This window comes from Pseudomonas sp. NFIX10 (assembly GCF_900111955.1).
In the GTDB taxonomy this organism is placed as follows: Bacteria; Pseudomonadota; Gammaproteobacteria; order Pseudomonadales; family Pseudomonadaceae; genus Aquipseudomonas; species Aquipseudomonas fluorescens_AA.
Genome location: NZ_FOKH01000003.1, coordinates 176,955 through 190,742, shown reverse-complemented (window position 1 = coordinate 190,742; position 13,788 = coordinate 176,955). Strand labels below are relative to the sequence as shown.

General features: G+C 60.0%; 11 protein-coding genes and 2 pseudogenes. 6 read left to right on the top strand and 7 right to left on the bottom strand.

Annotated elements, in window-relative coordinates; all coding sequences use genetic code 11:
- Positions 1 to 85: 85 nt before the first annotated feature.
- Together BM321_RS04380 and BM321_RS04375 are read right to left on the bottom strand one after the other, a co-directional pair.
- Positions 86 to 2,140, bottom strand: coding sequence for a 2Fe-2S iron-sulfur cluster-binding protein (locus BM321_RS04380; RefSeq protein ID WP_092441648.1), 2,055 nt, complete (start codon positions 2,138 to 2,140; stop codon positions 86 to 88).
- A gap of 174 nt (positions 2,141 to 2,314) precedes the next feature.
- Positions 2,315 to 3,922: an ATP-binding response regulator gene (locus tag BM321_RS04375; protein WP_092441647.1), complete on the bottom strand. Its 1,608-nt coding sequence runs from the start codon at positions 3,920 to 3,922 to the stop codon at positions 2,315 to 2,317.
- A 100-nt stretch (positions 3,923 to 4,022) separates the two neighbouring features.
- Between BM321_RS04375 and BM321_RS04370 the strand changes: the two genes are divergently transcribed.
- The 3 genes from BM321_RS04370 to BM321_RS04360 all read left to right on the top strand — a co-directional run bounded on the left by BM321_RS04370 (position 4,023) and on the right by BM321_RS04360 (position 5,942).
- A complete protein-coding gene (locus BM321_RS04370; protein ID WP_092327652.1) occupies positions 4,023 to 4,661 on the top strand; it encodes a response regulator in 639 nt (212 codons plus the stop codon).
- Positions 4,662 to 4,977: 316 nt separating this feature from the next.
- Positions 4,978 to 5,475, top strand: coding sequence for a hypothetical protein (locus BM321_RS04365; protein WP_092441646.1), 498 nt, complete (start codon positions 4,978 to 4,980; stop codon positions 5,473 to 5,475).
- Between the two features lie 41 nt (positions 5,476 to 5,516).
- Positions 5,517 to 5,942, top strand: coding sequence for a hypothetical protein (locus BM321_RS04360; protein WP_139230448.1), 426 nt, complete (start codon positions 5,517 to 5,519; stop codon positions 5,940 to 5,942).
- Between the two features lie 61 nt (positions 5,943 to 6,003).
- Here the strand turns inward: BM321_RS04360 and BM321_RS04355 are convergent, their stop codons facing one another.
- The gene (locus BM321_RS04355) at positions 6,004 to 6,393 is read right to left on the bottom strand and encodes a hypothetical protein (RefSeq protein WP_139230449.1); all 390 of its coding nucleotides are present in this window, start codon (positions 6,391 to 6,393) and stop codon (positions 6,004 to 6,006) included.
- A gap of 131 nt (positions 6,394 to 6,524) precedes the next feature.
- Between BM321_RS04355 and BM321_RS04350 the strand changes: the two genes are divergently transcribed.
- Positions 6,525 to 8,159 (top strand): ATP-binding response regulator, encoded by a 1,635-nt coding sequence (locus BM321_RS04350; protein ID WP_092441643.1) that lies wholly within the window; start codon positions 6,525 to 6,527, stop codon positions 8,157 to 8,159.
- On the opposite strand, the pseudogene BM321_RS31185 reads toward BM321_RS04350, so the two are convergent.
- The 3 genes and pseudogenes from BM321_RS31185 to BM321_RS04340 form a co-directional block, all read right to left on the bottom strand.
- Positions 8,140 to 8,613, bottom strand: a pseudogene (locus BM321_RS31185) (methyl-accepting chemotaxis protein); the annotation flags it as partial. The gene BM321_RS04350 and the pseudogene BM321_RS31185 sit on opposite strands and share 20 nt — an antisense overlap.
- A gap of 114 nt (positions 8,614 to 8,727) precedes the next feature.
- A pseudogene (locus BM321_RS31180) lies at positions 8,728 to 9,405 on the bottom strand (PAS domain-containing protein); the annotation flags it as partial.
- A 164-nt stretch (positions 9,406 to 9,569) separates the two neighbouring features.
- Positions 9,570 to 10,475, bottom strand: a complete 906-nt coding sequence (locus BM321_RS04340) for a transcriptional regulator GcvA (protein WP_092441641.1) — start codon at positions 10,473 to 10,475, stop codon at positions 9,570 to 9,572.
- 112 nt (positions 10,476 to 10,587) lie between these two features.
- On the opposite strand from BM321_RS04340, the gene gstA reads away from it, so the two are divergent.
- Both gstA and BM321_RS04330 read left to right on the top strand, forming a co-directional pair.
- Positions 10,588 to 11,187 carry a glutathione transferase GstA gene (gene gstA / locus BM321_RS04335; protein WP_092441640.1) on the top strand — a complete coding sequence of 200 codons (600 nt, stop codon included), beginning with the start codon at positions 10,588 to 10,590 and terminating at the stop codon, positions 11,185 to 11,187.
- Between the two features lie 123 nt (positions 11,188 to 11,310).
- Complete coding sequence (locus tag BM321_RS04330; protein WP_092441639.1) at positions 11,311 to 12,261, top strand: DNA/RNA non-specific endonuclease; 951 nt, start codon at positions 11,311 to 11,313, stop codon at positions 12,259 to 12,261.
- 280 nt (positions 12,262 to 12,541) lie between these two features.
- Here the strand turns inward: BM321_RS04330 and BM321_RS04325 are convergent, their stop codons facing one another.
- A complete protein-coding gene (locus BM321_RS04325) occupies positions 12,542 to 13,489 on the bottom strand; it encodes an ABC transporter substrate-binding protein (protein WP_092327642.1) in 948 nt (315 codons plus the stop codon).
- Between the last annotated feature and the right edge of the window lie 299 nt (positions 13,490 to 13,788).

The window sequence follows — 13,788 nt, the reverse complement described above, 5'->3', positions numbered from 1 at the left end:
TGGCGCTATCCTCTGCTCCTGCTCCGGACAGTGGAATCACCAGCTTTTACAATCCAGCATTTCACCCCGTGAAACGATCGCAAGCCTAGACCTCAAGCACCAACGGCTCGCTGCCTTGGGCCGGCACCGCGCAGCAGATCAGCACTTCGCCCTCGCCAACCGGTTCGGCCGGCTGGCTCAGGTAATGCACCTGGCCGCGGCTCAAGCGGGTTTTGCAGGTGCCGCAGGAACCGCCGCGGCAGCTGAATTCCGGGTTCAGGCCGCGCGCCTCGGCCAGTTCCAGCAGCGTTCCGCCGCCGGGTTCCCAACGGGCCTCCTTGCCGGAACTGGCGAACAGGACCTTCACCGCTTCAGTCGCGGCCGGCACTTGCTGGGGCGCCGGCATGCTGACTTCGATGTCCCGCACAAGGGTGGAGGGACCGAAGGTTTCCGCATGGATGCGATCGTCAGGGATGCGCAATTTGCGCAGCCCGTCGTACAGCGCCTGGGTAAAGCTGCCCGGCCCGCACAGATAGAAGTCGTAGTCGTTGAGCGGCAGCAGTTTCTTCAGCAGTTCCACATCGATCCGGCCCGCCAGGTCATAACCTTCACCCACCGTTGCTTCGGTGGGCGGTTGGCTGACCATGCGCACAATCTGGAGCTTGTCGCCGGCACGGGCGGCCAGTTCGTCGATCTCTTCACGGAACGCCAGGTCGGCCACCGAGCGGGCGCTTTGCACCAGCCAGACCGGGCGCATGCGGCTGATGCGTTGCCCCTGGTAAACCACCTCGCGCAACATCGACAACAGCGGCGTGATGCCCACCCCCGCTGCCAGCAATACCAACGGACGCTGCTCGGTGGCCTGGACGGTGAAATGGCCCTGGGGCGCCCGCGCTTCGATCTCGTGCAGCGCCCGCACCTGCTCATGCAGGTGGGACGACACCGATCCATCGCGCTTGACGCTGATGCGCAGGAAGTCATCCGACGGCGCGCTGGAAACGCTATAGGTCCGGATCGACGGCGCTTTCTGCCCCTCCAGCTGGATCCGCACCGGCAAATGTTGCCCGGCTTCAAACCGGGGCAAACCCAAGCCATCGCTCGCCTGCAGATAGAACGAACGAATGTTGTGGCTCTCATCCACGACTCGCGCAACCCGCAACGCACGCCAGCGGCTACGCAGCGCCTCAGCCTGCAAACGCTCGGCGGCTTGCTCCCAACTGCCGGTCATCAATGAATTGGGCGAATCGCCTTCCTCCTGATCCTTCCAGCGCAGCGCGATGGCGGCCGGACGATAGACGATGCGTTGCGGTGTGAAGCGCAGCAGCCGCTCGGCGCCTTGGAAGGCATTGATCTGGGGATCGTCCAGCAAGACTTGCGCCGAGCCACTCATTTGCAGCAGATCGCCGGTCTGGAAATCGACGAACACCAGCCCGGCCCGTGGGTTGAGCAGGATGTTGCCCAGGGTGTTGAAGAACAGATTGCCGGAAAAATCCGGAATGGTCAGCGACCCGTCTTCATCCATGCGCACGAACCCCGGCTTGCCGCCACGGTGAGAAGCATCGACCTGCCGCTCGCCATCGCGCACCACGTAGGTGGCGATGTAAAACGAATCGGCCGCCGTCACCAGGCGCCGCACCAGCGGGTCCGACACGGTCAACTGCCGCGGCGCGACCGCCTGTGCGTCGACAAATTGATACTGGCGCAGGTTGATGTAGCGAGGGCAGTTGCCATAGGCCTGGCTCACTGCAATCTCCAGCCCTGGGGCAAGCTGACGGCGCACGACGCCATTCATGCGATTACGCCGACGGGTGTGCAATTCGATCCCCAGCATGCCGATGGCATCCCCCTCGCCCATGCCCTCCTGGGCAGGGTCGTTCGGCTCGGGCTCGAGGTTGATGTGCAGGGTCTGCGGATCGGGAGAATTCATGAAACCCGGCTGCCCCGTGCGCAGGGTCGCCCACACGTCGCCTTGCCGGTCCACCGCCCCCAGCACCACGAAAGGCAACTGGGCGTAGAACTCCCGGTGCTGGTCCGGCATCCACGTACGCGCCAGTTGCCGTTGGCCGACACTGGCCATCATGTCGACCGCGCCGACGGAGCGCTGCAAGGTCAGCTCTCCTTCGTGCCAGGGCGAGTTTTTGACTTGCAAGGCTTCGTCCATCAGCTACTCCTCGCGCTCGCAGCATGAACGCCTGCGCCAGTGCGCTACGGTTAGGGATTCTCCGCCACCTTCTGCACGGGTGTGCAAGTGGCTGGGATCATCTTCTGCCCAAAGCGGTTGCGCAGGAATACGCACAAACTGCAATCCACCGTTTCATAAACTGGAATGGTGGGCTCATGGCCTGACACTGGCGAAATGCTTGGTCAATTCGAGCAAGGTCGCCCGCAACTCCGGAGGCCGCACGGGCTTGGCCAGGATCGAAATGTTCATGTGGTGCAGCGCGTGGCGAATTCTTTCGATTTCATGGCCGGTCATGATCATGGCGGGGACTTCCCAGCCCCGCTGTTCGCGAATCGCGGCGATGCATTCGGCGCCCGATACTTTCGTACCCAGGTCAAAGTCGGCAATGATGATGTCGCAGTCACTGGTCACACCTACCCCGTCGTTGTGGGTTTCCACTTCGCATCCCCACTTCTCCAACAGCGCAGACGTCGCCATCAGCACGTTGGCATCATCCTCCACCAGGCACACCCGCAAACCCTGCAAACGGCTTTGCGTGGGTACCGGTCTGTCCACTACAGCCCTTGGCGCGACCCTTTCCAGCCCTTGGATCATGGCGCGCGTGCCCTGGCCGAGCCGGGAGTGCAGCTGAATGTCCAGATTGATCAGGTGGCTGATCCGCTTGACGATGGACAACCCCAGGCCCAGTCCCTCGACATCCTTGTCACGGACGTGGCGTACCCGATAAAACTCCTTGAACACCTCAGGCAGATGTTCGGCGGCAATGCCCCGGCCCTTGTCGTAGATAAAGATGGCCAGGCCACTGCCTTTCGGACGCACACCGATCAATACCGGTTGGCCGGGGGCGTATTTGAGCGTATTGGAGACCAGGTTCTGCACCATGGTCGCCAACAAACCGGCATTGACACTGACCCAGTGCCGGCAAGGCCGCAGGCGTAACTCGACACCGGCCCAGCGGGCGGCTTCGGTGTTCTGCTTGACCACGTCCTGGAGCAACGCGCCCAGGTGCACGGATTCGGCCTGCGGTTCAAGCTGCCCGTTATCGAGGGTGTAGATGTCCAGGATCGAACGGAACAGCTGCGACACGATGTGCAGCGAACGGTCGATGTTGTCCACCAGTCGCAGCTCTTCCTGTCCCAGCCGGGCATCGCGCAGGCAGGCGGTGAACAAGCCGATCGAGTGGATCGGCTGGCGCAAGTCATGGCTGGCCTGGGCCAGGAAGCGGGATTTCTCCTGGTTCGCGGCAATCGCCTCTTCCGAAGCGATGCGGGTACGGGTCAGCAGGATATGCGCATAGGCAGGCACCACGATGGTAGTGACGATCAACGTCAGGAACAGATAGGGCTGGCCACGCCAGAACGGCGTGAGCATGAAAATCACCCCCAGGGTCGACAGCGCGAGAACGGTTGCCAGCGCCAGGTAGCGCGAGCCGAAGCGCATGCCATTGCCCAACGTGACCCAGAGCACTGCCGCGTACACCGGCAGCATGCCCTCTCCACCCACGATCAAGGCGAAGGCGAGGCTTGCATAATCCAAGGTCATGGCAAAAAGACGACGCAGGAAGAAGTGCCCGGGCCAGCGCTTGACCGCCATGCGCAGCGGGAGCGCGGTGCCGAAGAAAAAGGCCATGTACCACAGGATCGGTACATAGGTTTCGAAGTCGCTGGCCAGAAAGGCCACCACAATGATGTAGAGCGCAGTACATGCCCCGACCGTCAATCTCAATGTAGCCTGATCAAGCTCGCTATTCTTTTCCGTCATATTCAAAGGACTATTCCAACATGAAAGTTTGTTTCAAACCGAAACCCGAGGGGCAGTTTAGGTTACGATGCGCGAACTTGAAGTCAGAAGGATCTGAAGCATGACGTGCAGAGTCATTGTCGCAGATGACCATCCTTTGTTTCGTGAAGGGATGTTGAGAACCATCGAACGGCTTCTGCCGACAGCCACCATCGAACAAGCTGGCAATCTGGATGAAGTATTGGCACTGGCGCGTTCCGGGGTGGAAGTGGACTCCCTGATACTCGACTTGCGCTTTCCCGGGATCAAATCGCTGCAAGTCATAGGCCAGTTGCGCAGTGAATTCAAACGGACCTCCATTATTGTGGTTTCAATGATGGATGACATCGATGTTATTTCCCAGGTGATGGCGCTGGGGGCCGACGGTTTCATCGGCAAGAATATCGACCCCTCCGGTATTGCCGACGCCATCATGGCAATACGCGAAGGCGAAGTGGTGGTGAAGTATCAAGCCGAAAGCTCGGTACAGGACGACGCGCTTTCCCAGCTGACCGTGCGCCAACGGCAAGTGCTTGGGTTGATCGCGGCCGGCAAGACCAACAAGGAAATAGCCCGGGACCTGGGCATTTCCCCCTTCACGGTGCGTATCCATGTATCGAGCCTGCTCAAAGCCCTGGGTGTCCCCACGCGCGCGGCGGCCGCGGCGCAATTTTCCAACTTCCCAAGCCATGGAGGATGGTCGGAAAAACAAGACAATTAAATGTATGACGGCCGCAAATATTCATTGAGCGTCACCCTCCCTGCTCGCCTCCCAAGCCATAGCACACTTGTACTATAGCTTCGCCCAGTACTCTCCCCCTAAGCTGTGGGCGCTCCATACAAAGGCTGTCCATACAGCCAATCATAAACAAAGCCAACACGCCATTCGCCGTGCAGTCTCACTGTGCCTATCGAAATGTCATGGTGTGCGAAGCCTATGGATTAAATAAGTCCACAGGCGGCGCAATGCTGGGTCAACTTCACCGTCTGCGCGGTTGAAATGGAATGGTCCTGACATTAACTCAAGGTAAGTCATCATGTCCTTCGAATATGGAAAAACACTTAGAAATGGATTGGCGCTGTGCGTGCTGGCGGGCGTACTCAACGGTTGTGCAAACACCGGTGACTTGGGCAACTTGATGGGCTCCTTGAATCAGGGCGCCAAAAAATACGACGTCTCTTACCTCAAGCAAACGGTCATTCCGGGCAAGACGACAAAAAGCCAGATCACTCAGATGTTCGGCGCACCGACCAGCGAAGAACTTGATTCGACAAGTACCAGCAACGAATCGAACTGGACCTACGAAAAGGAAGATGAGGGCCTGGATAAGTACATGAAGCTGGCCCATAAGTACGTTTCCACCGAGACCAGCCTGAAAATGTACGACACGTCGGCGCAACTCTCGAAAGCGCAAGATGTGGCCAATGATGTCAGCAGCGCGACCGGCACCAAGAAACCCCAGAGCCAAACCCAGGGTTCGAGATTGATCATCTATTTCGTCGATGACGTGGTCAAGTACTACCGGGTCTACTAAGACACTGGCGTCATTGATCGGTGGCTTGAAGAGAGGCGGTCTTGATGCGCAGATACAATGGGCGTTGGCTGTGGGTATTGGCATTTGCCAGCACCCTGCTGACCGGATGCGGCACCACCGGTGGCCTGGAGGAGATCATTGCCCGGCAAATGTGGCGTGGCAAGACACTGGCCGAGGCCGTGGACATTTATGGTGAGCCTGATCGGCAGTCGGTCTCCGACGCGACTGGAGCGAAAACGCTCCAGTGGTTCATGGACGGCTCTTATCGGAGAAACATCTATCTGGGCAGCGAAACCCAGATGCAAAACGGTGTAATGGTCACGACCAACCAATGGGACACGTCGATCAGGCCGGGGACGTGTGTCATTACACTGACCTTTGACAAAAACAACGTCGTCACCAACTTCGATGCGAACGACGGCTTCAACCGGTTCGCCCACACCTGCGTCAACAAAAGATCCTATTGATCGTTGGGGACGGCGTCGAGCCTGTCCCCAACCTCAAGCAACGACGACCGTGATGCTCGAACTACTCCTTCCAGGTTCCTCCACTCAAGGCACACCCCTTGCGGGTGCTGTCCAACAGCTCAGCGGTACGCCTGTAGTAATAGAAGTCCACGCCCTGCCCGTTCACATTCACACAGGTGCCCTGGGGATTCTCCGGGCAGGTTTGCGAGTAGGTGATCTTGCCCGCTTCGCCACCAAGCGCGACCGGCATGTTGGCGAAGGATTCACAGCTGGAACGGAACTTGGCCGTCGGTTGCTTATCGCTCGCTTGCACGCAGTCTTTCGCCTCGATGTGTTGCCCCATGACGTTCATTGCACCTTCCATCGTGCACGCCTGGCTACCTGCATGGGCCGCTGAAACACACAGTATCGTGGCGCTGATCGCACTGAAAAAACGAACGACTCCGTTCATGTACTCTCCCAACGTCCTGAGTGGTCATGCCTCCTGAAGTATCCTGACTCGGGCAACAATTCTGAATAGCACAGATGGGCTAGGCGCTACGCTTGCTCAAGGCACCAGAGACACATGAGGTTCGAACGCCCGTGGAAAAGAACAGTGAACTCGACCAGGCCACGTTGCGCCTGACCGTCAGCGCCTGTGCGCTGTTGTATATCGTCGTGCTGGCCAGCCTCTCCCAAGACGCCGCGCGTTATGTGCCAATCATTGTCTATATCAGCACGTTCATCTTCGCCTCGGTGTTCCTGCGCATGGCAATCAAACGCTGGCCGGGGCATTTCTTCTGGCGGCGTCTCTTCGCCATGTTGCATGACTACACCGGCGTCGCTTTCTCCATGATCGTCGGTGGCGAAGGCGCACTGCCGATCTACGCCGCACTGCTCTGGGTCACCCTGGGCAACGGCATGCGCTTCGGCTCGCGCTACCTGGCGCTGGCAACCGTTATCGCACTGTCGACCCTGGTGCTGATTTTCTGGCTCAACCCGTTCTGGCATACCCAACCCTATATGTTCCTGATGCTGATCGTCACCACCATCGTGGTGCCGGCCTATGCGCACATTTTGCTCAAGCGCACCCGCATTGCTTCGGAAGAAGCGATTGCCGCGAACCAGGAAAAATCCCGCTTCCTGGCCCAGGCCAGCCATGACCTGCGCCAACCGATCCACTCCATCGGCCTGTTCACCGCCTGCCTGCGTGACGCCAGGCTGGGCCTGGAGGAATTGCGGCTGGTGGACAACATCGACCGTTCACTGCACACCGTGTCGCAGCTGTTCCGTTCGATCCTCGATATCTACACCCTGGACCATGGCCAACTGATGCCGAAGGCCGATACCGTCCACTTGGGCGCGCTACTACAGGACGTGGTCAAGCAGAACACCGAGGCGGCTCGCTGGGCTGGGGTCGAACTGCGCCTGCGCGCCAGCCCTTACTGGGTCAGCGTCAATCCAGGCATGCTGACCACGATGGTCCAGAACCTGCTGTCCAACGCCCTCAAATACGCGCCCGGCCAACCGGTACTGATCGGCGTGCGGCGCCAGGGCAAGCGCCTGGCCGTGGTGATCTACGACAAGGGGCGCGGCATTGCCGCCGAACATTTGCCCGAAGTGTTCAAGGAGTTCTACCGCGTGCGCCATGTGCGCGACAAGGATGTCGAGGGCCTTGGCCTGGGCCTGTCCATCGTCAAGCGCATCAGCCAGATACTCGGTGTCGATATACACATTCGCTCCACGGTCGGACAAGGCACCAAGGTGGCGATCAGCGGCCTCGAACCGGCGGCGCCAAGGGCCATCGAGCCCAAGGTGTCGCCCGTCCAGAATCGCTTGGACGGATTACGGGTGTGCCTGGTGGAAGACGACGCCAACGTCCTGATGGCGACGTCGGCGCTTTTGGAAAAATGGGGTTGCGAGGTTGAGGCCCACAGCGACGGCGAGGGGCTGACCAGCGATTGCGACATCGTCATCGCCGATTTCGACCTGGGCACGAAAGTCTCGGGCGCCGAATGCATTGCCGCGATACGCGAGCAGCGCGGCTGGCAAGTCCCGGCGCTGGTCATCACCGGACACGAGATCGAGCGCATACGCCAGTCATTGCAAAGCCTGAATATCTCGGTGCTGGCCAAGCCCGTGCGACCGCCGGAGCTGCGAACAGTCTTGCTTGAACTGCTCAAGTCCATGGATCGCCAGGGCGAGGGCTCAGCTCACCTCACCCCACCCAGCCGATAGCCGTTTTGGGAATCACCTCGGACTCGTCGAGCTTGGAGGCGAACATGCTCACCGCATCGAGGGCATCGGTGGTCCCGTTCCGGATCTGCACGATGACCGATCCGGCCTGGTCTGCCAGGGTGACACCGCGCAAGGCGCCCTCGTGGGTCACGTTCATGCTCGCGACGGCATCGCGGGTTTCGGAGAGGATCATGCCGATCATTTCGGCAATCTCCGAGGTGGAACGACTGGTGCGCCCGGCCAGTTGCCGGACCTCGTCGGCCACCACCGCGAACCCCCGCCCCTGATCGCCGGCCCGCGCAGCCTCGATGGCCGCGTTGAGGGCCAGCAGGTTGGTCTGGTCGGCAATGCCGCGAATGGTATTGACGATGGCCGTGATCTCTTCCGAACGTGCGCCCAGTTGCCCAACCAGGCGCGCGGAGGCGCCGATGTTGTCGGCGATCTCGCGCATCTCCTTGGCGGTCTGGTGGATCACCAGGGCGCCCTGCTCGGCCACGCGTTCGGTCTCGGCGGAAATGTGGTACGCACGGGAGGCGCCGCGTGAGTCCTCTTCGAATTTCTCTACCCGTTCGGTGATGTCACTGGCGAACTTCACAATCTTGCACAACTTGCCTTCGGCGTCGTAGACCGGGTTGTAGCTGGCTTCCAGCCAGACAACTTTGCCGTTTTTGCCGAGACGCTTGAATTGTCCGCTGAAAAACTCACCGGCGTTCAGACGACGCCAGAAATCACTGTACTCCGAACTACTCACCAGGCTCGGTTCGCAAAACATCCGGTGGTGCTTGCCCTTGAGTTCAGCCAGTGAGTAGTGCATGACATTCAGGAAGTTGTCGTTGGCGGTCAGGATGTTGCCGCCCAGGTCGAACTCGATGACCGCCATGGCTCGGTCGAGGGCCGCCAGCCGGCCGCGTGTTTCGGCCTCGGCGGTCACCTTGGCGGTGACATCGAGTGCGTACTTGACCACCTTCACGACACGGCCTTGTTCGTCCACCACCGGGTTGTAGCTGGCTTCCAGCCACACGTTCTGGCCTGACGCGCTGCGGCGGTGAAACGTGCCGGATACGAATTGACCGGTGCGCAACTTGTTCCAGAATTCACGGTACTCGGCGCTGCCCGCCAATGCAGGAGGGCAGAAATCCCGATGGGACAGGCTGGCCAATTGATCCGCACGGTACCCCATCGTGCTCAGGAAATTCTCGTTCGCCCGAAGGACCTTGCCATCGGGGCTAAACTCGATAACCGCCATCGACCGCTCCAGGGCGCCGACCAATCCTTTGTACGTTGCCAATTCGGCCGTCCTAGCCGTCAGTTCATCTTTTAGTTTTTTATTAAACATGACGTACCCTCGAAGTAACCGGACCTTTGTATATATATCGACCGGCTCGCTGGGGGCTGAACGGTATGGCGTAATTATGTTTCGGCGCCAAAACCTATCGAGTCCATCAGCCAGGTTCTAAAGGCCTGCACCTTCGGGGCATCGGCCAGTTCATGTGGGGTGACGAAGTAAAAACCCAGGTCAGACTTCAGTCGCAGATCGAAGGGTGCAACCAGGCGGCCCGCCTTGAGGTCGTCCTCGACATACGTTGAGCGGCCGATGCACACACCCAGGCCGTCGACCGCCGCCTGCACAGCCATCATGGCCAGGTCGAAGGTGAGCCGGCTGCCTTCGGCCAGGCTTTTCGGTTGGCCAGCGGCACTCAACCACGAACGCCAGTCGTCACGGGTCACCCCGCTGACCTGCAACAAGGTGTGCCGGGCCAGATCGCCGGGGTCCTGCAAGGGGGTGGGACCTTGCAACAGCCTGGGACTGCAGACCGGGAAGATTTCGTCGGCCATCAGCCAGTCGGCCCGCACGCCCTTCCATTCGCCGACACCGTAACGGATGGCCGCATCGACGCCGCCCTTGCGAAAATCCACCCGTTCGGTGGATGCAGTGACGCGCACATCGATATTGGGGAACGCCTGCTGGAAGGAGGCCAGCCGCGGCAGCAACCATTTGGAGGCAAACGAAACCAGGGTGCTGATCGTCAAGACACTGTTGCTGCGGCTTTCCAGCAACGTCTCGGTGCAATAGCGCAGTTCATGGAAGGCGGCCCGAACGCCTGGGAAATAAGCCTGACCTTCAGCGGTCAGGGCCAGGCCGTCCTTGAGCCGCAGGAACAAGCGCACACCCAGTTCCTCTTCGAGCCGGCGGATCTGATGGCTTATGGCTGTCTGAGTGACGTTCAGCTCTGCTGCGGCGTTGGTAAAGCTCATGTGCCTGGCAGCTGACTCGAATGCTTTAAGGCCATTGAGAGAAGGGATTCGGGTGGCCATGGAGGTTTGCTGCACTCATGAGATTTTGTCATACGCTAGCACTGAAGATGTCCTTTGAAAATGTCCCGCCCCTCACCGATTCTGACGGCCCGCCCGCCCCTGTGAGGAAACCATGAAACTGTACTTTGCCCCCATGACCTGCTCATTGTCCCCGCACATCGTGCTGCGGGAATTGGGTCTGCCCTTCGAATTGATCCGGGTCGACAACAAGACCAAGCGAACCGCCGACGGGCTCGACTTCCTGAGCATCAACCCCAAGGGCTACGTGGCCGCCTTGGTGTTGGAAAACGGCAGCGTGCTGACCGAAGGGCCCGCCATTGTCCAGTACCTGGCCGACCTGGTCCCCGGCAACGCGCTGGCCCCGGCCAATGGCACCTGGGAGCGGGTTCGCCTGCAGGAGTGGTTGAACTTCATCAGCGCCGAACTCCACAGCGGCTGTGCCCCGCTGTTCAACGCCGACATCGCAGAGCCCACCAAGGCGATCTTCAAGGCAAGACTGTTCAAGCGCCTGGACTACCTCAGCCAGGCCCTTGCACGACAGGACTACCTGATGGGCAGCTTCGGCCTGGCCGACGGTTATCTGTTCACCGTTTTGAACTGGCTGCCGTTGTTCGATATCGAGATCGGGGATTGGCCGGTGCTGGCGTCGTTCATGACCCGAGTCGCCACGCGCCCCAGCGTCCGGGCAGCCATGGCGGCGGAGGCGGCCTAGTCACAGGCGAGCGATCACCTTCGCAGTTTTGTCCGCAAGGCAGCATCATAAAAAATTCATGGTGCCGGAGCATGCTCGCTACGTTTGCTGATTACTTTCGTTCCCATTCAGTGAGGTAGGATCATGCCACCACAAGGACTTCCGGTGGACTTCGCCCATCGACCACGGCTTGCCGATCTGCAGCCCCTGCAGGAACCCGCCAGGCGCGTGTCCGGCACACTGGGCAAACAGCCAGAGCCGGCCGTCACACCGGCGGTGCAGTTGCGGGACCGGCGGGGATACGACAGCGGCTTTCTCGGCGACTTCATAGTGCCTTGGCCAAGCGTAGAAGCGACGTTGGTCGATGACGTCTACCCGACCGGCACCGTCGACAATCGCCTGGATTATCAGCACTTCTCCATCGTTCTTTCGCGACGGCGACGCCTGGCCCTGGTGGCGGGCGTCAACATCGATGGCGCCCGCAGTGTCGAGATCGACCGGGGTCGTGATGCCTGGGCATACGACGGTCGAATCCCCAGCGATGCCCAGATTGGAGAAGCGCTGTACGCCGGCAATTTGCTGGATCGCGGTCATCTGGTCCGACGACAGGACCCCAATTGGGGCTCCGATGCACAGACCGCCAACAACGACACCTTCCACTTCACCAATTGCTCGCCGCAGATGGCAGCCTTCAATCAAAAAACCTGGCTCGAGCTTGAGGATTACATCCTCGATAACACGCGCCGGTGGAAAGCCAGGGCGACGATATTTACCGGGCCGTTGTTCCGCGGCGATGATCAAACGTACAGAGGCGTACAGATCCCCACTGCGTTCTGGAAAGTCGTGGCCTTTCTCGGTGACGACGGCAAACCTTCGGCCAGTGCCTACATGATTGACCAGCGCCAGGAACTGGAAAAATTGGAACTTGTGTTCGGAGCGCTCAAGACCTACCGACGCAGCGTCGATCGAATTGAAGCGCTGACCGGTATCCGCTTTGGCGACTTGGCTGACTACGACGGTTTTTCCAATGAAGAGCGACTGACAGGTACGAGGATTGAAGCGCCGATCCGTGGGCCTGAAGACATCCGCCTTTGAAAACGGTGGGAGCAAGCTTGCTCGCGCTGACGGCGACACCAGTCAACATCCCCGCAAACTGACCCACCGCTATCGCGAGCGAGCTCGCTCCCACAGGGATTGAAGGTGCATGCGATGTTTATGAACAACTCAAAAAACTGTGGGAGCGAGCTTGCTCGCGATGACGGCGGCACAGTCAATATCTCTGCAAGCTGACCCGCCGCTATCGCGAGCAAGCTCGCCCCCACAGGGGATTGAAGCTGCATGGGATGTTGGCGAGCGACTCAAAAAACGGTGGGACTTATTCGCTCAAGGCGTGGCTGAAGGATGTGTCGATAATCCCGGCAGTGGCCAGCGGGGCTGGCAGCGCCTTGACCTTGAACAGGAAGTCCGCAGTGCTTTGCAGGTCGGCGGCGGCCTGTCGATCCACCGGGCCGACGCTCATGTGGGCCTGGCGCAACCAATGGCGTGAGACGTTCTGGTCGAGGTTGGCCTTTTTCGCCCACAAGTCCGCGTATGAGTCGGTGTGGTTGTCGACCCAGGTACGGGCTTGTTTCACGCGGCCGAGGAAGTCGGCGATGGCTTCGCGCTTGCTGTCGATGGCCGGCGTCGAAGCGGCAATGGCGCTGAGACCGGGCATGAGGTTTTTCGCCGTCAGGATCGGCCGGGCGCCGGAGAACAGGATCTGTTGCGAGATGTAGGGCTCCCACACTGGAAAGGCATCGATGCTGCCCTGGGGCAAGGCCGCCGCCGCGTCGATCGGCATCAGCTTGATGAATTCCACATGGTTTTCCGGCAAGCCGGCCTGCTCCAGGGCCCGCAGGGTCAGTTGCTGGCTCCACGCGCCCGGCCAATAGGCGACCTTCTTGCCCTTGAGGTCGGCGATGGTCTTGACCGGTGAGTCCTTGGGCACCAACAGCGCAATGGTGTCCGGGTTCTGCCGCGAAACACCGATCAGTTTCACCGGGGCCTGTTTGGCAGCCAGGAACAGAAAACCCGAATCGCCGAGAAAGCCCAGGTCCAGGTCGCCAGTATTCAGCGCCTCGGCCAGGGGCGCGGCGGCTTGGAAGTGTTTCCAGTCGACGCGGTAGGGGGCGCCCTCAAGCACTCCCGAGGCCTCCACCGAAGCCCGCACGTTGTAATAGTTCTGATCGCCGACATGCAGGACCAACGGCTCACTGGCCTGGAGCCAAGGAGCGACGAACAATGTGCTGAGGAGCAGACGGCGCAGGGATCGGGCGAACTTCATGAAGGCATTCCTGAGTGAATTTCATAGAACATAACGCTCTTGTAATTCTCGTTAGAAATTCTTTTAGCGCATAAGCTCATAGTCATAAGCAGCCACTGTCCATGACCCAACAGTGCCGCAACAGACTGTTGCCCCGGCAACATTTCCTTGAAGCCTTCACCCCAGGGCGGTACCCGGAAATCGCCCTTTCGCCGGCTATGGCACAGAGCCTGCAATATTCCTTTCAAGCGCGATTTTCTTCCGCGCTCCGATCTTTCGGAAATAAGAACATTGCCTTCTCGCCGCCTTGCTGGAGCTGC